This is a genomic window from Candidatus Acidulodesulfobacterium acidiphilum, assembly GCA_008534395.1.
GTDB lineage: Bacteria > SZUA-79 > SZUA-79 > Acidulodesulfobacterales > Acidulodesulfobacteraceae > Acidulodesulfobacterium_A > Acidulodesulfobacterium_A acidiphilum.
In genome coordinates, this window is sequence record SHMQ01000035.1 from 1 (window position 1) to 23084 (window position 23084).

Consider the following 23084-nt stretch of genomic DNA (forward strand, 5'->3'; position numbering starts at 1 on the left):
TTATTTTTATTATTGCATATATAAACGCTCCGATAAGAAATATGTATATAAAGGGAGTAATGACCAGAACCTGGCCGAGCCAGCCGGCTAAAAGAAGCGGCAAACCCGGGGTAGGATGGGAAAAACCGTGCGAAAGCTGAAACCTGAAAGAAATAAAATTATGGACGGCATTCCAGTATATAACGGGCGAAAATATCAAAAGAGCGGCGGCAAGCGTCATGTAGGGATAAAAAGTTTTGAGATAATGCCTGTTTTGCTTGGAAAGAAGCAGGTATAACAGAGCGGCGGGCGGAATAAGGGCGGCGGTATATTTGCTAAGGAAAGCGAGTCCGAGGAAGATGCCGGAGAGGAGCCAATAAACAAAAGGGACAGATTTATTTATTTCCGTCGAGCCGCTTGATAAATTTTGCTTTTCGTTGCGGAAATAAAAAAGATCTGCCCCTTTTGTTTCGGCATTTTTTTCCGCCGCTTTATAGAAAAAAATAAAAAATAACAGAGTAAAGAATAAAAGCGGGGCGTCGGGAAGCATCATAACGGAAAGAACAATGCCGAATATGACGGCGGCAAGATAAAAAAGAAACGAGAAAAAAGCGGCGCGTTTGCTTTTAAATAAAATATAAGTCAGATAATATATTAAAAATCCGTCGAAAAAAGAAAATACGACGGAGCCGAGACGGACGGAAAGCTGACTTTTGCCGAAAAGAGCGTCCGTAAGGTATATAATCCAGCCGGCAAAAGGGGCGTCGTCGAGATAACCGAGAGACGGCTTTAAAGACCACGCATAGTAGTGGGCTTCGTCGTTGCCGAGGTTTAAGGTGGACGCAAGATGAATGTGGACTATCAGGGCAAAAAGAGAAACGAGGATTAAATAAATCTCGTATTTATATTTGTTATATTTTTTTATAAACGAACTCAACTCTCTTCCTTTTCTTCCGCGGGCGGCTTGCCGCCTTCAAAACCCGATTCTTCTGCCATCTGCCTGAGCTTTTTTAATGCTTTTACTTCTATCTGCCTTATTCTTTCTTTTGTAAGTCCGAATATCCGCCCTACTTCGTTTAACGTGCGAGGCTTTTCGTAGTTAATCCCGTATCTTAAAATTACGACGCTTCTTTCCTGCTTTGAAAGCCTTAAAAGCCAGCCGTTTAAAAGATTAAGAGTTTCTATTTTATCGAGTTCGTCGAAAGCCGAATCCTGGCTTTCATCTGCTTTTATTAAATTAGAAAAAGAATTAGACTGGTTTTCTTCGTCTTCGCCGCCGGTATATACGGCATCCAAAGAATAAATATTGCCGACCAAACTCATGATTTTTTCGAGTTTCGATTCTTTAATCCCCATGCGGCTGGCTACTTCGCCCATATTTGGAGTCCTTTGAATTTCGGAAGTTATTTCTTTTACCGCCCTCGAATACTTATAAACGTTTTCGGATATGTGGATAGGCAGCCTTACTACCCTGCCGGAGTTTAATATTCCGCGTTCTATGGTCTGTCTTATCCACCAGATAGCGTATGTAGAAAACCTGAAACCGGATTTAGGTTTAAATTTTTCGACGGCTTTTATAAGTCCAAGATTCCCTTCCATAATTAAATCTTCAAAAGACAGTCCTCTTCCGAGAAATTTTTTTGCGACGCTTATCACTAGTCCGAGATTGGATTTTATCATTAAATCTCTCGCATCTGCGTCGCCCTCTCCTGCTTTGACGGCAAGTTCGTATTCCCGCTCTTTGGTCAGCAGAGGATATTTTTTAAGGTATTTAAGGTACTGGCTTGAAATTTTGTTTTCTTCCGACCTTAACGAATTATCGGAAACTCTTCCGTATTCTTCGGCATAACCGTTTTGAACTTCTGCTCCGTCTATTACGGCTAAAGATTTTTCAGAAACCGCACCTTTGGCTGGATTTTTGCGCTTCATAACCGTTCTTCCCTATTAATTTAACGAAGTTAGCCGGAGCTATATTTTTGGAAACCATCGCTCCGTTTTCCTTTTCTATTACGCATATCGACTGGGCGCCGTTCTGCTCGACCGGCACCACCATAATGCCGCCTTCGGCAAGCTGGGCGAACAAAGCGGCCGGGATATCCGGAGAGCAGGCGGTTATCATTATTCTGTCGTACGGAGCATATTCGCCGTAGCCGATAGAACCGTCGCCGACTATGAAAATTATATTGCGCAGATTTAAGGATTCGATAACCGTTCTTGCCTGCATGGATAAATCCCTTATGCGTTCTACGGTAAAAACGGAACCGCACAGCAGGGAAAGAACGGCGGCCTGATAACCGGAACCAGTGCCTATTTCCAAGACTTTATGGCTTTTATCGACGGACAGAGCCTGAGTCATAAGAGCGACGGTATAAATGCTGGAAATAGTCTGGTTATGCCCTATGGGCAGGGGCGACTCTCCGTAGCACATATCGGAGTGCCTGAAAGGCGGAGCGACGAAAGATTCGCGTGGAATTTTCGCTATCGCGCCCAAAACGGCGGATGAAGTAATGCCCTTCGATGACAGACCGTTTATAATTTTTGCGTTCATATCGAAAAATCTATATTTTTTAATTTTTCCATAGCTTTATAATTTGTCATGTCTAAGTGGATAGGCGTAACGGAAATAAGTCCGCTATGCACGGCTTCATAATCGCTGTCTTTTATATCCTCGAAAGTGATATTTTTACCCCATATCCAGTAATATTTTCTTCCCCTGGGGTCGGTTTTTTCTACTACGAAGTCCTCGAAATAGCGTTTTCCCTGTCTGGTAATTCGGTATTCAAAAGGATTATTTTCTTTTTTTATTATAGTCTGTGGAATATTTACGTTCAAGAGGGTGTTTTCCGAAAAACCGGTTTTATTGAAAACGGAAGCAAGGTTTGAAACGAACTCGGAAGCTTTTACGAAAGAGGCTTCCAGATCTTCTTCGAGAGAAGCGTCTTTGGGAAGATAGCCTCCTCCCCTGTTAACCATCAAAGAAACGGCGATGGATTTGATTCCCATAACGGCTCCTTCCATGGCGGCGGATACCGTTCCCGAATAGATGACGTCGTCGCATATATTGCCTCCGTAATTTATTCCGGAAATTACGAGGTCGGGTTTTGTTTTCATTATGGAGTGGACGCCGATATTTACCGCATCGGTCGGCGTGCCGTCCACCGAAAATATGTTAGGTTTGATTTCGTTGACTCTTAAGGGTCTGTCTATGGTGAGCGAATGGGAACTTGCGCTTCTTTCCCTGTCGGGAGCTACTATGGTTACGTCGTATTTCTTTGATAATTCTTCGTATAATATGTTTATGCCGGTCGCATAAACGCCGTCGTCGTTGGAAAGGAGTATATTCAAGTTTAATATCCAGTCTTTCTTGATTTAATAAATGTTTTTAGCGAATTAAGTTCGCGACGGACCAATTCTATCTTTTCGTGTGCTTGTCCGCCGCCGGAATTTAAAACGCCTCCGTTTTCTTCGGCGCGTTCAGCCGCAATTTCGGCTATATTCTCCTCGCCGCCGTATAATTTGCGCTTTAAAGCTTTTCTTGCGCCTTCTATGGTAAATTTTTTATCGTATAAATAGTCTTTTATAAGTAGAAGTTTCTCGATATCCGAACCGGAATAGAGCCTATGGCTACTTTTTGATTTATAAGGCTTTAAAAAAGAAAATTCGGTTTCCCAGTATCTGATAACGAACGGTTCGACGCCTATTTTTTTGGCGGCTTCGCCTATTTTGTAAAAATATTTTTCATCTTGAGCGCTGTTTATCGGAACTTCCATTTTTGTATTTTTTGTTCACTTCCGATTTAAAAACTACAGAAGGCTTAAATTTTACGACCTTTCTTTCGCTGATAATAATAGTTTCTCCGGTCTGCGGATTTCTGCCTTTTCTCGCTTTTTTCTCTTTAATCGTAAAATTTCCGAAACCGTTAAGCTTTATGGTTCCGGCTTCTTCTATTTCGGATTTTATAAGTTCAAAGAACGAATCTACGTACTGCGCGGATTCCGCGGTCGGCAAACCAACCTTAGAACGTACTTTTGAAGTTAAATTTGCCCTGGTTAATGCCATAAACTATGTTCTCCGAATTAATCGTTTTAATTATTTAGGCAGCGACAGCGTCTTTCACTATGCCCGCAAAAGCAGACGGATCTGAAAGAGCTATTTCGGATAAAACCTTTCTGTTTAATTCTATGCCTTTTTTATTAAGCGCATTTATAAATTTTGAATAGGAAATTCCGTTTTCTCTGCATGCGGCGTTTATCCTGACTATCCACATACCTCTGAATTCTCTTTTTTTGACTTTTCTGTCTCTGTAAGCATAGTTAAGCCCTCTGTTTACGGCTTCGTTTGCGGACTTAAAAAGCCTGCTTTTCGCGCCGTAATAGCCTTTTGCGGCTTTTAATACTCTTTTGTGTCTTTTTCTGGTTAAAATACCTCTTTTTACTCTCGGCATTATACTGCTCCTTATAATAGCTTATTATATTTATAAATTTTACAGATACGGTATTAATCTTTTTACGTTAAGGGAATCAACGGAATTAACTACCGACGATTTTTTAAGCCTGTTTTTTCTGCCGCGTTTTTTAGACGTCAGTATATGGCTCTTGTTTGCTTTATGATGAACGACGAGTCCGGTTGCCGTTACCTTAAATCTTTTTTTTGCGCCTTTTTTAGTTTTTATTTTTATCTTTGCCATTTTAATAAAACCACCTTTTTAAAATTTATTTTAATTTTTTATTAACGTTTTTAATTAATATATTTTTATTATGCCGTTTTTTCCTGCTCTTTCGTTTTTTCCGTTTTAACGGCGTCTTTTTCGGCAGTCTTTTTAGCCGTCTTAACCGGTACTATAATCGTGCTGAACGTCCTTTTGACGTCCGGCTTAATAGGAAACTCCGGAACGCCGAACTCCTTTAAATCTTCGATTGCCCTCAGTATTACCTTTATTCCCAATTCCGTATGGGCAAGTTCTCTGCCTTTAAAAGTTACCGTAAGTTTAACTTTGTTTCCGTCTTTAAGAAAAGAAACGGCGTTTTTCAATTTAAAATTGTAATCGTGCTCGTCGGTATTGGGCCTGAATTTAACTTCTTTTAAATGTATAACTACCTGTTTCTTCTTGGCTTCCTGAGCTTTTTTATTCTGCTCGTATTTAAACTTGCCGAAATCCATTATCCTGCATACCGGAGGAACGGCTTCTTCGGAAACTTCGACGAGGTCGAGGAGCTTTTCTTTGGCAAGTTTAACGGCTTCATATAAAGGCATTATACCGGCCTGTTTGCCGTTTTCGTCGATAACCCTTACCTCTTTTGCCCTGATACTTTCGTTTATGTACGTTCTGTTATTTTTCTGTATATTAATTTCTCCTTATTTATTTTTTTAATTTTTTGCGTTAGCTTTAAATTATTGCATAATTTAAGAGCCGTGTCAACATTCTTTTATTCCGCATACCTACTTTTCGGGTATTTTGTTTTTAAAATATTCAGATAGCGGGCTTCCATTTTTTTATTTCCAAGATTTTTATAGCAGGACGAAAGATAATAAAGCGTTTTAGGTATAATAGGAACGCCGTCCCTCCCGTACTGCTTTAATACCGTTTTAAACATATAAGCCGCCGGTTTCCAGATGCTCGCATTGTAATAGTAAAGTCCTGTAAAAAAGGTATTTTCGGAAAGTTTTATATTAATAAGTTTAATATATTTAAAAGATTTTTTTGAATATTTTGAATAAGGGTATTTCGATATAAGTTTTTCAAAAACCTTCTTCGAGTTTTTAAGGGGAGTTTGATTTCTGCCTACCGCCAAATTTCTTTTGTAATACGACATAGCTTCGTAATACATTGCAAAAGGAACGTATTTGGAACGCGGATGAAGATGTACAAAATCCAAATAAGCGCCTGCTGATTCGATATATTTTCCTTCAAGATAGTAAACGTCGCCGAGCCTTATTTCCGCAATTTCCGTTTTACCGTAAGCCGGATAATTTTCTATAAGGGCTTTAAAATTTTTTGCGGCGCCGTTATAATTTTTAACATGGGAATCGTGCATGGCTTTGCCGTAATAAACGTCCGGCGGCAAAATATTTTTCTTTACGTTTTTGCCGCATCCGGAAAGCATAACCGAGAATACGGATATTGCGGCTATAATAGAGATTAATAAAGTTAGTTTTTTCATTTGTCTATTTCGTTACCAGTTTTGTGACGGTGCCGGAATTGAATTACGGCACCGTTGTTAGTTAAGCAACATACTTCCTTTAGAAAGACGTATATTCATTTTAACATTATATAAATAATCGTCAACATATATTTTTAAAGGAACCATGCTTGTATTTGCGCCGGAACCTTTTAAAACGTAATCTTTAAAGCGTACCGATTCTATTTCTTTTCCGTTTTTGACCGAAGTTACGGAACGGATAAGGTATTTTTTTGAAACGCATATATAATAGCCTTGTTTTCCGCCGTATGCAAAAAAGAAACCTTTTTCGGTATTATAAAAAATAGGCGACTTTTTTATTTTATTCAGTTTATCGATAAAAAGCAAAATTTTAAAAACTCTTAACAGCCTTTGATAATTTTGCGTTTTATCGTTAGTTTTAATTTTATATTTTTTATCCAAGTTTATTGATTTAATTTTGCCGTCTTCGGGATTGAAAAAAACGGCTTCCGTTCCGCTTTTCGTTTTAATTATTTTCGCGTTAAAAAGAACGTCGCCGTACATGTCTAAAATAATAAAGCTTATATACTTTCCGGCTATATATTTATAAATGCCTGCCTGCTCTATAGAAAAACCGCCGTCCGATACCGTGAAACGCAGTCTTCCCGATAACCCGCCGAACGTTCCGTAATTTTTAATAAGTCCTGCCAGAACTTCTTTTCTGCTTTTATATGCAACCGGTTTTTTGTACGGTTTAACGGCGGTCTTTACGTTTACGGCACATCCGCTGAAAAAGAAAGATATAAATATTAATAAGACGACCGTCGATGCCGCCGCAGTTTTCTTGCTCATAACAATACCGACTCAATGATTTTTTCTATTACGTCGAATTTTGAAACATCCTGCGTTCCGCCCTGAGAAAAATCCTTTTTGCCTCCGCCTTTTCCTCCGGTTTCCGAATTAATGCGTTTTATAACGGCTGATGCGTCTATGGAACCTTTTGCAGATACGATGTAAATCAACTTTTCGTCTTTAATATTAGATATAAAAACTACGACAGAATCGCCTTCGGGAAAATCGCGCCTTGAACTTAAGGCGTTTACAAGCTCTTTTAATTCTTCGCCTGAAACGTTGCCGAATTTTGAAATTAAATATTTAAATCCGCCTGCGGCCGCCATGCCCGTTTTAAAAGATTTTATAAGACGCTCGGATTCAAAAGAATTGAGTTTCGACCTGAGTTCCTCGTTGGTTTTTTCAAGCAGTTCGTAATCGTAATACAGTTTTATTATTCTGTTGTAAACTTCGGATTTGGAAGTATTCAGAAGTTTGGCGATATTAACTATATTGTCCTCTTCCACGTACAAGTAGTCGAGATAATTAAAACCCGTAACGGCTTCTATGCGCCTTATGCCGGAAGCAACCGAAGATTCTCCGGTAATCTTAAAAAATCCGATTTCTCCGGTTCTCGAAACATGGGTGCCTCCGCAGAATTCTTTCGATGCCGTTCCCATGGACACGACCCTTACGGTATCTTCGTATTTTTCATCGAAAAAGTGAAGGGCGCCGGAATTTAAAGCGGTTTGAACGTCAAGCTCGTGCGTTTTTACTTCAAGGTCGGCAAAAATATATCCGTTGACTAAAACTTCCGCTTTCCTTATTTCTTCGTCTGTCAGAGGCTTGCCGTACGAAAAATCAAATCTGAGCCTTTCCGAATCTACGAACGAACCCTGCTGTGTTACGCGGCTGCCGAGTATCTCTCTTAGCGCGGATTGAAGAAGATGGACCGCGCTGTGGTTTGCCGCAGTTTTTTTTCTTAATTCCGCATCGACCGAAAAACTAGCCTTTACGGGAAAAACCGGCGGGGCAAGCATTTCTTCGGCGGCGGCGGCTCCCAGATTTTGTTCTGCATCCTTCATGCTTTCGGTAAATATTCTTGCATAATGAAGGATGACTCCGTTTTTGGTTTTAAATGTATCGGAAACCGAAGCTGATAAGGAATATTTTCCGTAATTAAACTTTATAGTTCCTCTGTCGCCGGATTGACCGCCTCCTTCAGGATAAAAAGGGGTAATATCCGAGGCTATATAATAAAAACCGCCGTCTTTTATGTTCTCGACGGGCATGCCGTCTTCGTCGAATATGCCGTTAATATCGGCGTTAGCGGCATTTTCTATATTGCCGTATCCTTTAAAAAGCGATTTAGGTACGCCGGAAACGGTTTCGGGAACTCCGTTTTTTTCTTTTTTCTGCTTTGAACCTTTTTTCTGAAGTTCCATTAATTCGTCGTAAGCTTTTAAATCTATCGAAAAACCGTTTTCTTCAGCCATATCTATTGCTATATCTACCGGAAAACCTTTTTCGTCGTATAATTTAAATATGAATTCGCCGGGAACTATTTTCTGCTTTTTCTCCTTAAGTTCGATAATTTTTTCTTCCAAAAGTTTAATTCCCAGTCCTACCGTATCGTTAAACCTTTCATACTCTTCGGAGATTATCTTCTCGAAGACGGCAAGTCCGTCGGCAGTTTCGGGATAAAATCCGCCCATAATTATTACCACGATATTACCGAGATATTTCAGGTTATCGAGACTTATGCCGAGCTTTAAAGAATATCTGATAAGTCTTCTTAAAATTCTCCTGAATACATAGCCTCTGCCTTCGTTGGAGGGAAATACGGATTCTGCGGATAAAAAAACCGACGTCCGTATATGGTCGCTGATAACCCTTGCGGCGGTATCGTACGCTTCGTCTCCGCCGTCGTATCGTTTTCCGGTAACGGCGTCTATCTCTTTTATATAAGGAGTAAAAACATCGGTATCGTAGTTTGATTTTACGTTCTGCAAAATTCGCAGTATGCGCTCAAGCCCCATTCCCGTATCAATAGAGGGACGCGGCAATTTTGAAAGGTCTCCTTTTTTATCTCTGTTAAATTCCATAAAAACGAGATTCCAAATTTCTAAATATCTGCCGCAATCGCAATTAATATCGCAGTCCGTATGCCCCGCTTCCGAATAACCGGTATCGTAAAATATTTCGCTTGAATAGCCGCAAGGACCGGTTTCTCCCATCTGCCAAAAATTAGTTTCGTCGCCGAGCCTGTATATTTTGTTTTCATCGAAACCTACGGTATTTTTCCAGATATTATAACCGTCTTCGTCTTTATCGTTTACTGTAACGTATATTTTGTCGAGGTCGAGTTCTATGACGTCTTTTATAAATTCGTAGGCAAACAAAACGGCATCTTTTTTAAAATAGTCTCCGAAAGAAAAATTTCCGAGCATTTCAAAAAAAGTGTGGTGGCGGGAAGTTTTGCCGACGTTTTCGAGGTCATTATGTTTGCCGCCTGCGCGCATACATTTTTGAACGGTTACGGCTCGCGGCATAGGCGCCTGCTGAACTACGCCGGTAAAATAGTCCTTAAACTGGACCATTCCGGCATTAGTAAACATGATAGAGTCGTCGCCGGCGGGAATTAAAGAAGAACTCGGCAATTGCACGTGTCCTTTTCCCGTAAAAAATTTAATGAATATTTCCCTAAGTTCGTTTGATTTCATATTCCATTTTGCGGCAGGGACAGAATTGAATTTTCGTCCCTATTTTTTATTTTATAGCAGCGCCGGAATTGAATTCAGGTGCTGTTGTTATAACATCTTCTATTATTTTAGAGGAAAATCCTCTGCTCTGCAAAAAATCGTAAAGTTTCTTTTTATATATCAGTTCGTTTTCCCTGTATTTTATCAGGGAAACTTTCTTTTTGTCCACCGCTTTAAGCATAACGGAACGTTCTTCGTCTTCCGTGTAAAACGTTTCGATTAGCTTGTCTATAATATTTTTGTTTATTCCTTTTTTATAAAGTTCATAGCTTAATTTTATTCTGCCGATAAGTCTTTTTTTTCCGCTTTCTATAAGTCTTTCCGCAAATTCTTCATCGTTTAAGTATCCGTATTCTTTTAATTTCTTTAACGCTTTGCCGGTATCTTCCGTAGAAAAGCCTTTTTTGATTAATTTTTCGGCAAGCCGTTTTTCGGAATAAGACCTCGCGGACACGAGCTTTAAAGAGTAATTCTGCGCCGATAAAGGCGTTTTAGACTTTCTTTTAGAAATATTTTCCTGCGATATTTTCAAAGAGATTACTCCGATAATACATTATGTAGCGCTATACTTCTATATTTTGCGCATAAACATACATGCGGTTACGTTGTCCAGTAAGAACCCGAACCGCCTGAAGCCGCCGTATTTCCAGTTACGGACGGACTTGCTCCGGCGGTGACTGAAGTTTTGCCGCTTTCAACGGAGTCTGCTTTTACCCCTGCGCTTATATCGTCGTCGGAAGCGTTTACTCCGGATATTAACAGTGCAAGGTCGTTCGGCGAGGTGGATTCCGCAAGAGCATCTTCGTATGTTATCAAGCCCTGTTTATAAAAATTGTAGAGGGACTGGTCGAAAGTCTGCATCTCGTACTGTATGTTTCCGCTTCTTATGAAGTCTCTTATACTCGCGGTTTTATCTTCGTTTGATATGCATTCTTTTATCGTTTCCGTTCCTATCATTATCTCTACGGACGGAAGACGTCCTTTTTTGTCCGCTCTTGCTATAAGCCTCTGCGATATTACTGCGGAAATAACGGAAGCAAGCTGTATTCTTATCTGTTTTTGCTGATAAGGAGGAAAAACCGCTATAATTCTGTTAATGGTTTCCTGCGCATCCAGCGTATGAAGGGTGCTCATTACGAGATGTCCGGTTTCAGCCGCAGTTATTGCCGTTTCTATCGTTTCTAAGTCTCTCATTTCGCCTACTAAAATAACGTCGGGATCCTGCCTTAAGGCTTCCCTTAATCCGTGCGAAAAAGAATAAACGTCCATGCCGAGTTCCCGCTGGTTGACTAATGCTTTTATATCTTTATGCAGATATTCGATAGGGTCCTCGATGGTTATTATGTTTACCGGTTTATTCCTGTTTATAAAATCTATCATGGAAGCGAGAGTCGTGGACTTTCCGCTGCCGGTTATGCCCGTAACCAGTATTAATCCTCTTTCTTTAAGTGATATAGATTTTATAATTTTAGGCAGGTTAAGCGATTCAAAAATTGGAATATCGAAAGGGATATAGCGCATTGCTATGCTTAAAGAATTCCGCTGGGAATAAATATTGACCCTGAATCTTCCGACGCCGTGCAGGCTGTATGCAAGATCGACGTCCCTGTTTTCCTGAAAAACTTTAAGCTGATGCTTATCCATCATGCTTACGGCTATTTTTTCTATAACTTCTTTGGACATAACGCCGAAATTTTCCTGTTTGTAAATATCCCCGTCTATTCTAAAAATAGGATAAGAATTTACTTTAAGGTGAATATCCGACGCTTTCTTGCCGACCGCCGTCATTAAAATAGTTCCTAAAAGCGACGGCTGTCCTCCCTGCTTAACCTGTTGACCGTCCTGTGCGGCATTAGACTGTAAAACCGTTTCGTCCATTTTTTATTTAAGATTAAATTTTTCTAAAATTTTAGAATGTATTTCGTCTCGCAGGGCGGGGTTGTTTTTGAGCGTTTCTTTTGCGGCTTCCCTTCCCTGTCCAAGCCTTTCTTTGCCGTAGCTAAACCATGTTCCCGATTTTTCTATTATGCCGCTTTCCGAACCTATGTCGACTATGTCCCCTTCTAAAGATATTCCGCTGTCGTAGACTATGTCGAACTCCGCCTCTTTAAACGGAGGAGCTACTTTATTTTTTACTATCCTCGCTTTAGTTCTTGAGCCCACTACTTCGTCGCCTTTTTTTATAGAGCCGGTTCTTCTTATATCTATACGGACGGATGCATAAAACTTAAGAGCGTTGCCGCCGGTAGTGGTTTCGGGAGAACCAAACATAACGCCTATCTTCATCCTTATCTGGTTAATAAATATAACCGACGTATTTGACCTTGCTATAGCGGACGTAAGTTTTCTCAAGGCCTGCGACATAAGCCTTGCCTGCAGTCCCATATGGGAGTCCCCCATTTCGCCTTCTATTTCGGCTTTAGGTACCAATGCGGCGACGGAGTCTATTACCAAAACGTCGATAGAACCTGACCTTACCAAAGAATCCGCTATTTCCAACGCCTCTTCGCCGGTTCCGGGCTGAGAAACGACGAGTTCGTCCACGTTGACGCCTATTTTCTTTGCGTACTGCAAGTCTAAGGCGTGCTCCGCATCGATAAAAGCGGCTATGCCTCCCCGTTTTTGAGCCTGCGCGACTATTTGCAGCGTAAGCGTCGTTTTTCCCGACGATTCCGGTCCGAATATTTCTATTACCCTTCCTTTAGGGATGCCGCCTATGCCGAGCGCAATATCCAACGACAGAGAGCCGGTGGGAATAGACTGTATATTTTCTGCCGGCGGCTTTCCGCCGAGAACCATGACGGCTCCCGCGCCGAACTGCTTTTCTATCTGAGCCATAGCAAGGTCGAGCGCTTTCATTTTTTGCTCATGGATAGCGGCGTCTTTTGCGCTTTCTTTAACGTTTTCTTTAGTTTCGACTGATTTTACTGCCATAATTTCACCTGTAGATTATTTGTTGCGGGGACGGAATTGAATTCCGGCACCACTGTTCAATATAATATATTAAAAAAAAGAAAGATTATCAAGTTAAATTTTTGTCATATTTTTGCCGCTTATTTCGTTTAAAAGCCTGTAAATCCAGAACAGCGCCATTTTCGTCGTATAAGATTTTATATCGGCACGCGAACCGGAAAAAACATATTTTCTGGACTCTTTTATTTTATCGCTCGATAATGCTATAAAAACCGTTCCTACCGGATAATTGCCGCCGTCGGTACCGGGTCCCGCTAAACCTGTAACGGCGATGCCTATATCCGATTTTGTTTTTTCCCTTACTTTTTCTGCCATTTCCTCTGCGCATGCTTCGGAAACGGCGCCTTCTTTTTCTATAATAGACGGATCTACTCCTAAAATATCGGTTTTTGCAAAATTTGAATATACTACGCCGCCGTAAAGAAAATAAGAAGATGCGCCCGGCAGGTCGGTAAGTTTGTCGGAAATATGCCCTCCGGTAAGGGATTCCGCCACGGATATCTTAATTTCGTTTTCCTTCAACAGATAAGAGCATACTACTTCAAGTTCGTCTTCGTCATAACCGTAAAGATAATTTTTAAAAATTCCGCCGGTTTTTGAATCTATTAACTTTATGTTTTCATTGAGTTTTTGGGTTGAAACGCCGTTTACCGCCGCGGATATAATAAATTCCCCGTATGAATATTCATACGTTAAATTAACGTCCGAAACCTGTTTTAATTTTGCAAAAAGAGCTTCAAACTCTTTTTCTTTTAAACCGAACAGCTTGTATTTTCTAAATTTGACGAAATAATTTATACCTAATTTTCCGAGCATTTTACCGAGAACGTGATTTTTGAACATATAAACCGCATTATGAGGCTCTAAAGGAAACGCGGCTATAAATACGGGTTCGGTAAGATAAAAACCGGATATGCCGGAATTTTGATTCGGCACGATAAAAGAATGGTCGGGAAAATAACATGCTTTTTCTGCGGAATGATCGAAAGATTTTTTGTTCGATTCGTAAACTAAAGCCATCAAGTCTGCGGCATCTTTGCTTCTCGTCCGTTCTTTCTTCAAAACGGAGCATATTATTTCGGAAGTCAAGGAACTTCCTTCCTTTATGCCTCCGCATATTATTACGAAAGAATCTTCGGACGTCATATAAGATACGACTTTAGATATGCTTACATCCTGGTTTTCCGGCATAATTACGGCTTCTTTGAAACCGAGTCCGTAAACCGAAAGCACGTCGGAGAGCTCTTTTATTATTTCGCCTGCCGCGGCAAAATTTCCGTCGTCCGATATAACTAATATTTTTATGTCTTTCATATTTCGTTTTGAGATGTGGCGGAATTGAATTCCGTACCCCTTTACATTTTGTGGCAGTGCTCTAATTGAATTCCGGCACTACTTCAGATAATTAGATACCTGCTATTATTACGATAGCTATTCTTAAAATTATTACGGAAAAAAGGGCGGCGGCGACGTCGTCCAGCATAATGCCTAATCCGCCTTTAATTTTTTTGTCTATAGTTCCTATAAACAGCGGCTTCGATATGTCGAAAATACGAAAAAGAAGAAGCCCAAGTAAAGAGTATATCAAAATATGAAAAAAATCGAAATGCATCCATAATAAACCGGACATAACTGCAAGGTAGCCGAGAACTTCGTCTATTACTACGAAAGGCGGGTCCTCTAATCCGGATATTTTAGAAGCCTTGGAAGAAACGTAAACCCCGGTAATAAATATTATAATACATACTGCGATATAATAAAAAGGGTTTAAAAATCTAAGCAAAAATATATACAGCAAAAAAGCGGCTACGGAACCGGCGGTACCGGGACCGTAAGGAAAAAATCCTGCGTAAAAAAAGGATGCCGCAAAAATAAACGGGTTATTTTTTTTAAATTCGTTCATTTTATTCATTCCATATGTTTACGATTGGAATTTATACCTCCTCATAGAAATATTCAGGAGTATTGCTACCGCGGACATATCTACGACGAGCGACGTGCCGCCGTAGCTGAAAAACGGAAGCGGGACGCCTACTACTGGCAAAAGGCCGACGGTCATAAACATATTTATTATAGCATGAAAAGTTATAATGGCAAGAGCTCCGCCGCCGAGTAAAAAACCCTGAAGTTTTTTGGCTCTGTAAACTATCTTAAACCCTCTTATTATAACTATAAAATAAAGAATTATAAGAACTAATCCGCCTATAAAACCAAACTGCTGCATATAAGTCGAAAAAATAAAATCGGTATGCTTTGCCGGCAAAAAATCCAAAGTGCTCTGGGAGCCGTTGCCGAAACCGTCGCCGAAAAGCCGTCCCGCTCCCACGGCTATTTCCGATTGTATAATATTATATCCAGCTCCGAGATAATCTTTTGCGGGATGCAGAAATATCAATATTCTGCTTTTCTGGTAAGATTTAAGCCTGAACCATAAAACCGGACCTGTTACCAGAATAATTCCGGCGAGTATAAGCATGGAATTTCTTTTAATTCCCGCCAAAAAAATAATAATTAACCCTATAAATAAAACTATAAGGGACGTTCCTAAGTCCGGCTCTTTAGCTATTAATAAAACAGGTATCAATATCATAATAAAAGGTATAATAAGGCTCCGCAGGTTGTAGCCTTTTTTGTTTTCGCAGGTCGTAAAATATTTGACGAGAGCGAATATCAGGGCTATTTTCATTAATTCGGAAGGCTGAAACGAAAGTACGCCGAGAGAAATCCATCTCGAAGCTCCGTGGGTAATTCTTCCTTTTACTAGCACGATAACGATAAATATTAAAATAAATCCGTATATATAATACGCCGCTTCTATCAAAGTATTGTAATCTATGGATATAATTAAGGCCATTATCAGAATAGACACTACAAACCATACGAGCTGTTTTATGACGTACGGATCGAAAAAATCTTTGTGATGTATGCTTAAGGAACCGTAAAGATTAATAATACCTAACGAAAAAATTATAATTACCGTAAAAAGTATTATAAAATCGAAATTCTGCGTATATTTATTATTTAATATTTTCATAATATATTTTCATAATTTAAAAACTTGTATATATAAAACTCGGAATATTGTTTTTCTTGCTCTTTTTATGATGTTTGGACGGTTTCCACAGCCCTTTCTGCTCCAAATATTTTTCCACTATTTTTTTTGCTATAACTGCCGCGTTTGCTCCGAGAAATTTAGCATGCATATCTAAAACCACGACGGCGATTTTAGGATTTTTAAGCGGAGCAAATCCGACGAACCATGCATTGTCCCTGTATTTTCTCGGCACGCTTTTAATGTCGTAAATAGAATAAGTTTTCGATATGACCTGCGCCGTACCGGTTTTGCCGCAAAATTTTATGCCCCTTATTCTGGCGTTTACGGCCGTTCCATAACTTTTGCTTACAACTTCGCAGAGACCTTTTTTAACCGCATCGAGATATTTCTTTTTTATATCTATATTCCTTATAAATTTCGGCTTCATTGTCCTTAATACTTTTCCTTTCTGAGAAACTATTTTTTCAAGTATATACGGTCTGTAAAGTTTTCCTCCGTTAGCTATGGCGCTGTAAGCCATAACAAGCTGTATCGGAGTTACAAGGTCGTAACTCTGCCCTATGATTGCCGACAGGGTAGAACCCTTATACCAGTGCCTGCGGTATCTTTCGTAAACTAAACGTTTGGTGGGAATAAAACCCGGATTTTCCCCCGGCAGATCTATTCCGGTTTTCTTTCCCAAACCGAGTTTAAAAGCGTATTTCGCAAGCTGGTCGATGCCTATCCTGACGCCTATGGAATAATAATAAGTATCCACGGATTCGGCTATTGCCTTATACAGATTTATTTTTGAATTCTGATAAGGATTCCAGTTGTAAAATACCGCATCTCCCAATTTAAAAGTCGGTCCGGCATAAATTTTTTCTTTAGGCGTAATTATATGAAGGGAAAGAGCGGCAAGAGAAGCCACGGCTTTAAAAGTCGAACCGGGCGCGATTGCGTTCTGGATGGCCTTGTTTTGAAGCGGATGTTCGTCGTTGCCGATAATTGAGCTCCAGTGTTTTTCGCTAATGCCTTCCGAAAAATAAAAAGGGTTAAAGGAAGGGGTGGAAACCATAGCGAGAATTTTTCCGTTTTCGGGATTTACGGCTATAACCGCTCCTTCTCTTTTTTTCATAAGTTTATAAGCTAATTTTTGTAAAGTAAAATCAAGGGTAGTATATAAATTAGCGCCCATTTCCGGTTTTTTTACTATAACCTTTCCTATAGGTTCGCCTTTCGAGTTTACGACGATTCTTTTTTCCCCGTCCTTTCCGTGCAGATATTTCTGGTAATAGTATTCAAGCCCTGTTTCGCCGATAATGTCGGAAGAATTAAGATATGAATATTTAGCTTCTTTTAGCTGGACGGACGACACCGGACCTACATATCCGAAAATCTGGGCTCCCATTTTTACGTAAGGATAATGCCTTATGGGAATCTTAGCCACGAAAAAACCTTTTAGGAAGAGTTTGTTTACCTCGAATCTGGAGAGTTGTTTGACGGAAATATTCCGCATAATGATAATCGGTTCGTAAGGCGGAAGAAATTCTTCTTTTTTTACTTTTTTCAAAATATGCCGGTAGTTTCTATGCATCAGTACTGCAAGAAATTTTAATTCCGACCTTACATTTTTTACCCTCGACAGCGTAACGGCTATATTAAAAGAAGATTCGTCGTCGACGAATATTTTTCCGTCCGAAGACAATATATCCCCTCTTGGAGCCGCCAGATATATAACTCTCGTAGCATTATCGCGTGCCAGGTCATAATAGTATCCGCCCATTATAACTTGAAGAAAAAAAAGCTTGACTAATAAAATAAATAACAGTGCGGTTACGATAACTGCAATAATATTAATTCTGTTTTTTTGTTCTTTAAATACTCCGTTTTCGCTATATAAAGAAGACATATGGCATATTATTTATCAATAAGGATGAAACGACGATAATGCATTCTTATTTATTTTAACGTTAGATTTAGATTCTAAATAATCTACGTAATAGTCTAAAAATTTCTGTTCCTTCTGAAAAGCGTACATTTCGCTTTCTTTATTGTTAGCTTTAGAAAGTTTGCCCGAAACATATCTCGGAAAAAATACTCTCTGTATTTTAATGACGGCATACCCCGTTTTAACGGGAAATACTTCGTCGATGACGTCTTTACGCCCTGAAGAAAATATAGATTTCAGCATATCGGCATTAAAGCGGTATTTTTTGAAATAAAAAGATTTTATTATTCCGGCTTCGGTAAAAAGAGGAACTGCAACGGTGCCGCCGCCGTATTTTTTTGCAATGCCGGAAAAATCTTTATTGAATAAAATTTCGCTCTTGAGAAACTTGTCCGCTTTGTTTTTTGTTTTAAATACGGCTATTTTAAATGAAACAGACTTGTTTCTTATTTTATAATCGTTTATAAACTGGGTATCGACTACGCTGAAAGATTCTTCTACGACTCTTTTTATATATTCCCTAGTAATTTCGTTTTTGAAATTTTTTTCAAAAGCCGCCGGGGTCATATGGTTATCGAGCATATCGGCCTTAAACAGTTTATCGCTAAACTTCCCGTTTTTTTGAAACGCCGGAGCAGAAGCTATGTTCCTGGCTATGAAACCGTTTGAAACTTCGATGCCGAATACGGGAGCTTTTAATTCTAAAACTTTGTCCGCAATGAGAGACGAAAGGGCTGAGCCGGTAAGATTGAGCATGCTCAATTCCTTTCGCGTTAATTTATTTCCGTACAGCTTTTCGTATTCGTTTTCTAATTTTCCGTAATATCGGTTTAAGTCGTTTAAAGAAATGCCTTTCCCCGCAACTACGGCAACGTCGCTCGGCGATGCTCCGCCGCCCGCGCCCATTATATAAGGAAGAAAGCTAAAACCCACTATAAATAAAAGCCCGACGAGAATGGTTATAATTTTTCCCGCCGTGTGCGCATAAAATCTTCTTAAAAAATCAAGCATAATTAAATCCCAATTTTTAGCAGTTACGAAATTTAATTCCGTCCCTGCGGTTATTTTAATAAATGCAGTATCGGAATTCAATTCCGGTACTGCCACAAATTGAATTAAGTATCGGAATTCAATTCCGGTACCGTCAAAAATTTGATTATATTTGTATTAGTTTTCTTTTATTTAAAAAATTCCCTAAGCCTGCTTTTTTAAAGGCGTAAAATACCGCAGGAGAAACTAAGGCGGTAGTAATAGACACCGGCAAAACATAAGAGAAAAGAAAATTCCAGTATGTAAAATCTATTTTAAGTCCGTAAAAAACCGTTAAAAACAGAATTAAATAAAATATATACGATACGGCAAAAGTTATTAAAATTTCCGTTACCGTATTTTCAAACGGCATTCTTCGCCATATAACGTAAGAAGCCGCATACGACAAAGTTCCGGAAAAACCGAAAACAGCAGGATTTAACGGCGTCATAGAACCGTAAATATAAAATATTATATATGCAACGATCCAGCCTGAATAAACGTCTAAATAAGCAGATATAAAAACCAATCCGGCTATAGCAAAATTTGGAAATACGTAAAAAGAACCTGAATTAAAATTAAAATTATTGCTAATAATAAGCGGCAGTATTATTAAAAGCAAAAAAAGGCATGCTGTATAAAAATAATTATAAATGCTGTTATTTTTCGACGAGAACATATTTTTCGTTAAATAAATTTTTATAAGGCGCTACGGTTACGCGTTGAAATATATCGTAACTTTTTTTTATTACGGAAACTACTTTACCGACGTATATTCCCGACGTAAATACGCCGCCTAATCCCGACGTTAAAATTTTATCGCCTTTATTTATCTTTTTTGAATTAAATACAAATCTCATCTGAAGATAGCCGTTGCCAGCGCCGTTCGCTATGCCCATAGTTCCGGTATTTGCGTCTATAACGGAAAAAACGCACTTGGGATTAGTAATCGGAATAACTTTAGACCTGCCGCGTCCCGCGTAAACTACGCGCCCTACGACTCCGTCGTAAGAAATAACGCCGTCTCCGTCTGATACTCCGTTTTTAGTTCCTTTATTAATATACAAACCGTAAAACCAGTCTTCTATGCCGTGAAGTATGACCTCTGCGGCAACCGATTTCCTGCTTATAGAATTTTTCAAAAAAAGGAGCGATTTAAGTTCCCTGTTTTCTATTGCGTAATATCTGTAGCGGTTATATTTAAATTCTACTTTTTTTAATTCTTCTTTAAGCTTTAAATTCTTTCTTTTAACCGAAATAAGATCTATATAATTATTATATATCTTTTCGGAAGCCGCTATAGGATAATCGACCGTTTCATAAATTAAATATACTTTATTTCCTATAAAATCGGAAAAAGCCCCTCCGAATCCTATTCCTTTAACCGAAAATAAATAAACCGCGGAAGATATTAATATAACAGCCAAAAGAACAACGGCATCTTTATGTTTTTTTAATTTTAATTTTTTTGCAAACTTTCCCACGACGGTTAATTTTCTAACATTATATCTTTTAAAACTTGAATTTCGTTTAACGCTTTGCCGGCTCCGCGTACGACGCAGGTAAGGGGATCGTCGGCTATTATAACGGGAAGTTCGGTATTTTCCCTGATAAGAACGTCGATATTTTTAAGAAGCGCTCCGCCTCCTGCAAGGACTATTCCTCTGTCCACTATGTCCGAAGAAAGTTCCGGCGGAATTTTTTCAAGCGTAGTTTTTATGGCATCGACTATCTGGGCAGCAGGTTCGGATATAGCTTCCAAGACTTCGGAAGAAGTTATTTCGATAATCTTAGGTATGCCGCTGACCAAGTCCCTGCCTTTAATACTCATTTTAGACTCTTCTTCGACCGGATAAACGGTGCCTATAGTCATTTTAACGAGCTCGGCGGTTCTGTCGCCGATAAGCAGATTATATTTTTTCTTTACGTACTGTATTATCGAATCGTCTATTTTATCTCCGCCGACCCTCAAAGATTTGGCATAAACTATGCCGGACATGGAAATAACGGCTACTTCCGTGGTTCCGCCTCCTATGTCCACTATCATATTTCCGGCGGCTTCCGTAATAGGAAGGCCTGCGCCGATAGCCGCTGCGACCGGTTCTTCTATAAGATAGACCATTCTTGCCCCTGCGACTTCCGCCGATTCCCTGACCGCTCTTCTTTCGACGGCAGTTATGCCGGAAGGAATAGCGACTATTATTCTGGGTCTTATCATGCTTTTTCTGTTATGTATCTTTCTTATAAAATACTTAAGCATGGCTTCTACTACTTCAAAGTCCGCTATCACTCCGTCCTTCATAGGCCTTATGGCGGATATATTGCCGGGCGTCCTGCCCAACATTTTCTTTGCGTCTTTTCCTACGGCAAGGATTTTCTTTTCTCCGCGCAAATCTATATGTACCGCAACCACCGAAGGTTCGTTTGAAACGATGCCCTTATCCTTAACGTATATAAGAGTGTTCGCCGTTCCAAGATCAACGGCAAGGTCGTTGCTGAACATACCTATCAAACTGTCGACAAACATAATTGAATAACCTCTCTTTATAAATCTTAAATATATTAAATATTATAATATATTGATTTTTTTAGCAAGTTTTAAATTAGGGGGGATGATTAAAAACGGGGAAGGAATTCAATTCTGCCCTCTGCATGGATAGCAGAAAAAGGTGTCAGATTAATTTTACGCAACACATTGATAGTTAATTGCTGTTTTCCATATGCGTAAAATAAAATCTGACACCTTTTTCTTTCCCCGTCGCAAACGAAGCTTGCATTATATTTTGACGTTATATAAAATATAACGATACCTATGGAAAAAAAATATTCTAAGCTTTTTGCCGAATTAAGAAACGTATGCAATATAGCGTTCGACAAAAATTTAGTGGATACCCACAGCGGCAACATAAGCGTTGAAACCGAAGACGGGATACTTATTACTAAAACCGGCAGAAGCCTTATAAATCTTAAACCTGACGATTTTACCGTATCGGCAAATTGCGCATCGTCGGAATTAGAAGTCCACAGATTTATATTAAAAAGTTTTCCTGCGTCGTCGGTCTTTCACTGTCATCCGCTTAATGCCATAGCCCTTTCTTTACGTACCGATAAAACGGGAGCTGACGGCATATCGGGCGCAATTGCGGACGCCTCCTTGAAAAAACTTTTTTCTATTTACCCCGATATAAAAATAATTAAACCGTTAGATTTTGAATCCGCTTATTTCTTTCCCGAAATATACGTTTTTCCTTTAAAATTCATAGACGACGTAAAAAGCGGAACATTCTCTGCTTTTAATATTAAAGCAAGCGATATATTTAAAGAAAACGGCGTATTTATGATAAAATCCCACGGTTCTTTTTCATGGGGACGGACTCCGACGGTTGCGCTCAGATGGGCAATGACGCTTGAAGCGTCGTCGGAAATTATTTTAAAATTAAGCTGAAATAAAGCCTTGAATTACCGGTTTAAAGCCCTGCCAAACTGTCTCATTCTATCTAAAGCCGAACCTGTTTCATCTCTTATTTCCCTCCCGACGAGAGATAAAAAAACGTCGGAAAGGGTAGGAATTTCACCATGTTTAGACTCCGCCAATTTTTTTAAGGCTTGAGGACTGTCTATCGCTACTATTTTTCCATGGTCTATAATCGCTATTTTATCGCAATTTTCAGCTTCTTCTATGTAATGCGTAGTTAAAAATACCGTCGTTTTTTCTTTTATTCTTAATTTATCGATAAAATCCCACATATTTATTCTTGTCTGAATATCCAGTCCGACCGTGGGTTCGTCGAGAAAAAGAACCGAAGGAGAATGAAGAAGTCCGCGTCCGACTTCGAGCCTTCTTTTCATTCCTCCCGAAAGCCGTTTTACGGGTTTATCCCTGTATTCATATAAATCAATAAAATTTAATATATAGTCTATCCTTTCTTTAGCCGCTTTTTTTTCCATTCCGTATAATTTTGCATGGAAACTCAGATTTTCATATGCGCTGAGGTCGTTATCAAGCGTAGGGTCCTGAAACACCAATCCGATGGATTTCCTTACGTTTTTTTTATCCTTAGCCGTATCGTAACCGTTTATATATGCATTTCCGCTCGTAGGCAGTATAAGCGTGCATAAAATCTTTATAGTCGTAGTCTTGCCCGCTCCGTTAGGCCCCAGAAAAGCAAAAAAATCTCCCTTGTTTACCGTAAACGATATATCGTTTACGGCGGTAACGTCTTTATATTTTTTTACTAAGTTTTCTACCTTAACGGCGGCAGTTTCTCCGTTTTCCCGCACTTTTCATCCCTTTTTATAAATGTGCCGTTTATTGCGCAATATTTTGTAATATTATATAATACTATGGGGATAGAATTCAATGTTGCGATAGGACCCAAAATTGC

Annotated in this window: 25 protein-coding genes; 1 reads left to right on the forward strand and 24 read right to left on the reverse strand. The window is 39.3% G+C overall.

Translation table 11 applies throughout. The features are described 5' to 3' along the window. The 23 genes from EVJ48_08620 to EVJ48_08730 all read right to left on the reverse strand — a co-directional run. Window positions 1-916: glycosyltransferase family 39 protein (locus tag EVJ48_08620; GenBank protein RZV37538.1), on the reverse strand; the 916-nt coding region annotated here is incomplete at its 3' end. Beyond that, on the reverse strand, window positions 913-1908 hold the full coding sequence (locus EVJ48_08625) for a sigma-70 family RNA polymerase sigma factor (protein ID RZV37539.1): 996 nt from the start codon (window positions 1906-1908) through the stop codon (window positions 913-915). The genes EVJ48_08625 and EVJ48_08620, both read right to left, overlap by 4 nt. Beyond that, entirely contained in the window at window positions 1871-2527 is a 657-nt protein-coding gene (locus tag EVJ48_08630; GenBank protein RZV37540.1) for a protein-L-isoaspartate(D-aspartate) O-methyltransferase, read from the reverse strand. Before EVJ48_08630 ends, EVJ48_08625 begins: the two co-directional genes overlap by 38 nt. Next, complete coding sequence (gene surE / locus EVJ48_08635; GenBank protein ID RZV37541.1) at window positions 2524-3324, reverse strand: 5'/3'-nucleotidase SurE; 801 nt, start codon at window positions 3322-3324, stop codon at window positions 2524-2526. Before surE ends, EVJ48_08630 begins: the two co-directional genes overlap by 4 nt. A 2-nt stretch (window positions 3325-3326) precedes the next feature. Further along, window positions 3327-3749 (reverse strand): MerR family transcriptional regulator, encoded by a 423-nt coding sequence (locus EVJ48_08640; protein ID RZV37542.1) that lies wholly within the window; start codon window positions 3747-3749, stop codon window positions 3327-3329. Beyond that, window positions 3718-4038, reverse strand: a complete 321-nt coding sequence (locus EVJ48_08645; protein ID RZV37543.1) for an integration host factor subunit alpha — start codon at window positions 4036-4038, stop codon at window positions 3718-3720. Before EVJ48_08645 ends, EVJ48_08640 begins: the two co-directional genes overlap by 32 nt. Window positions 4039-4072: 34 nt before the next feature. Next, on the reverse strand, window positions 4073-4423 hold the full coding sequence (locus EVJ48_08650; protein RZV37544.1) for a 50S ribosomal protein L20: 351 nt from the start codon (window positions 4421-4423) through the stop codon (window positions 4073-4075). Between the two features lie 39 nt (window positions 4424-4462). Then, window positions 4463-4666: a 50S ribosomal protein L35 gene (gene rpmI, locus EVJ48_08655; protein RZV37545.1), complete on the reverse strand. Its 204-nt coding sequence runs from the start codon at window positions 4664-4666 to the stop codon at window positions 4463-4465. 68 nt (window positions 4667-4734) lie between these two features. Next, on the reverse strand, window positions 4735-5322 hold the full coding sequence (locus tag EVJ48_08660) for a translation initiation factor IF-3 (GenBank protein RZV37546.1): 588 nt from the start codon (window positions 5320-5322) through the stop codon (window positions 4735-4737). A gap of 83 nt (window positions 5323-5405) precedes the next feature. Then, complete coding sequence (bamD, locus tag EVJ48_08665) at window positions 5406-6140, reverse strand: outer membrane protein assembly factor BamD (GenBank protein RZV37547.1); 735 nt, start codon at window positions 6138-6140, stop codon at window positions 5406-5408. A 57-nt stretch (window positions 6141-6197) separates the two neighbouring features. Further along, entirely contained in the window at window positions 6198-6971 is a 774-nt protein-coding gene (locus EVJ48_08670; GenBank protein RZV37548.1) for a hypothetical protein, read from the reverse strand. Further along, complete coding sequence (gene alaS, locus EVJ48_08675) at window positions 6968-9673, reverse strand: alanine--tRNA ligase (protein ID RZV37549.1); 2706 nt, start codon at window positions 9671-9673, stop codon at window positions 6968-6970. The genes EVJ48_08670 and alaS overlap by 4 nt, the downstream gene beginning before the upstream one ends. A gap of 46 nt (window positions 9674-9719) precedes the next feature. Continuing rightward, window positions 9720-10262: a regulatory protein RecX gene (locus EVJ48_08680; GenBank protein RZV37550.1), complete on the reverse strand. Its 543-nt coding sequence runs from the start codon at window positions 10260-10262 to the stop codon at window positions 9720-9722. Window positions 10263-10312: 50 nt separating this feature from the next. Next, entirely contained in the window at window positions 10313-11590 is a 1278-nt protein-coding gene (locus EVJ48_08685) for a type IV pilus twitching motility protein PilT (protein RZV37551.1), read from the reverse strand. A gap of 3 nt (window positions 11591-11593) precedes the next feature. After that, on the reverse strand, window positions 11594-12646 hold the full coding sequence (gene recA / locus EVJ48_08690) for a recombinase RecA (GenBank protein RZV37552.1): 1053 nt from the start codon (window positions 12644-12646) through the stop codon (window positions 11594-11596). Between the two features lie 93 nt (window positions 12647-12739). Then, on the reverse strand, window positions 12740-13999 hold the full coding sequence (locus EVJ48_08695; GenBank protein ID RZV37553.1) for a nicotinamide-nucleotide amidohydrolase family protein: 1260 nt from the start codon (window positions 13997-13999) through the stop codon (window positions 12740-12742). 91 nt (window positions 14000-14090) lie between these two features. After that, window positions 14091-14597, reverse strand: a complete 507-nt coding sequence (locus tag EVJ48_08700; GenBank protein RZV37554.1) for a phosphatidylglycerophosphatase A — start codon at window positions 14595-14597, stop codon at window positions 14091-14093. Window positions 14598-14606: 9 nt separating this feature from the next. Continuing rightward, the gene (gene rodA, locus EVJ48_08705) at window positions 14607-15719 is read right to left on the reverse strand and encodes a rod shape-determining protein RodA (GenBank protein ID RZV37555.1); all 1113 of its coding nucleotides are present in this window, start codon (window positions 15717-15719) and stop codon (window positions 14607-14609) included. A gap of 16 nt (window positions 15720-15735) precedes the next feature. Next, on the reverse strand, window positions 15736-17631 hold the full coding sequence (gene mrdA, locus EVJ48_08710) for a penicillin-binding protein 2 (protein ID RZV37556.1): 1896 nt from the start codon (window positions 17629-17631) through the stop codon (window positions 15736-15738). Between the two features lie 15 nt (window positions 17632-17646). After that, window positions 17647-18762 (reverse strand): hypothetical protein, encoded by a 1116-nt coding sequence (locus EVJ48_08715; protein RZV37557.1) that lies wholly within the window; start codon window positions 18760-18762, stop codon window positions 17647-17649. Between the two features lie 64 nt (window positions 18763-18826). Continuing rightward, window positions 18827-19321, reverse strand: coding sequence for a hypothetical protein (locus tag EVJ48_08720; protein ID RZV37558.1), 495 nt, complete (start codon window positions 19319-19321; stop codon window positions 18827-18829). 37 nt (window positions 19322-19358) lie between these two features. Then, window positions 19359-20261, reverse strand: a complete 903-nt coding sequence (mreC, locus tag EVJ48_08725; protein ID RZV37559.1) for a rod shape-determining protein MreC — start codon at window positions 20259-20261, stop codon at window positions 19359-19361. Continuing rightward, a complete protein-coding gene (locus EVJ48_08730; GenBank protein RZV37560.1) occupies window positions 20189-21226 on the reverse strand; it encodes a rod shape-determining protein in 1038 nt (345 codons plus the stop codon). The genes mreC and EVJ48_08730 overlap by 73 nt, the downstream gene beginning before the upstream one ends. A 285-nt stretch (window positions 21227-21511) precedes the next feature. On the opposite strand from EVJ48_08730, the gene EVJ48_08735 reads away from it, so the two are divergent. Beyond that, entirely contained in the window at window positions 21512-22144 is a 633-nt protein-coding gene (locus tag EVJ48_08735) for a hypothetical protein (protein ID RZV37561.1), read from the forward strand. 14 nt (window positions 22145-22158) lie between these two features. On the opposite strand, the gene EVJ48_08740 is transcribed toward EVJ48_08735, so the two are convergent. Beyond that, complete coding sequence (locus EVJ48_08740; protein RZV37562.1) at window positions 22159-22980, reverse strand: ATP-binding cassette domain-containing protein; 822 nt, start codon at window positions 22978-22980, stop codon at window positions 22159-22161. Between the last annotated feature and the right edge of the window lie 104 nt (window positions 22981-23084).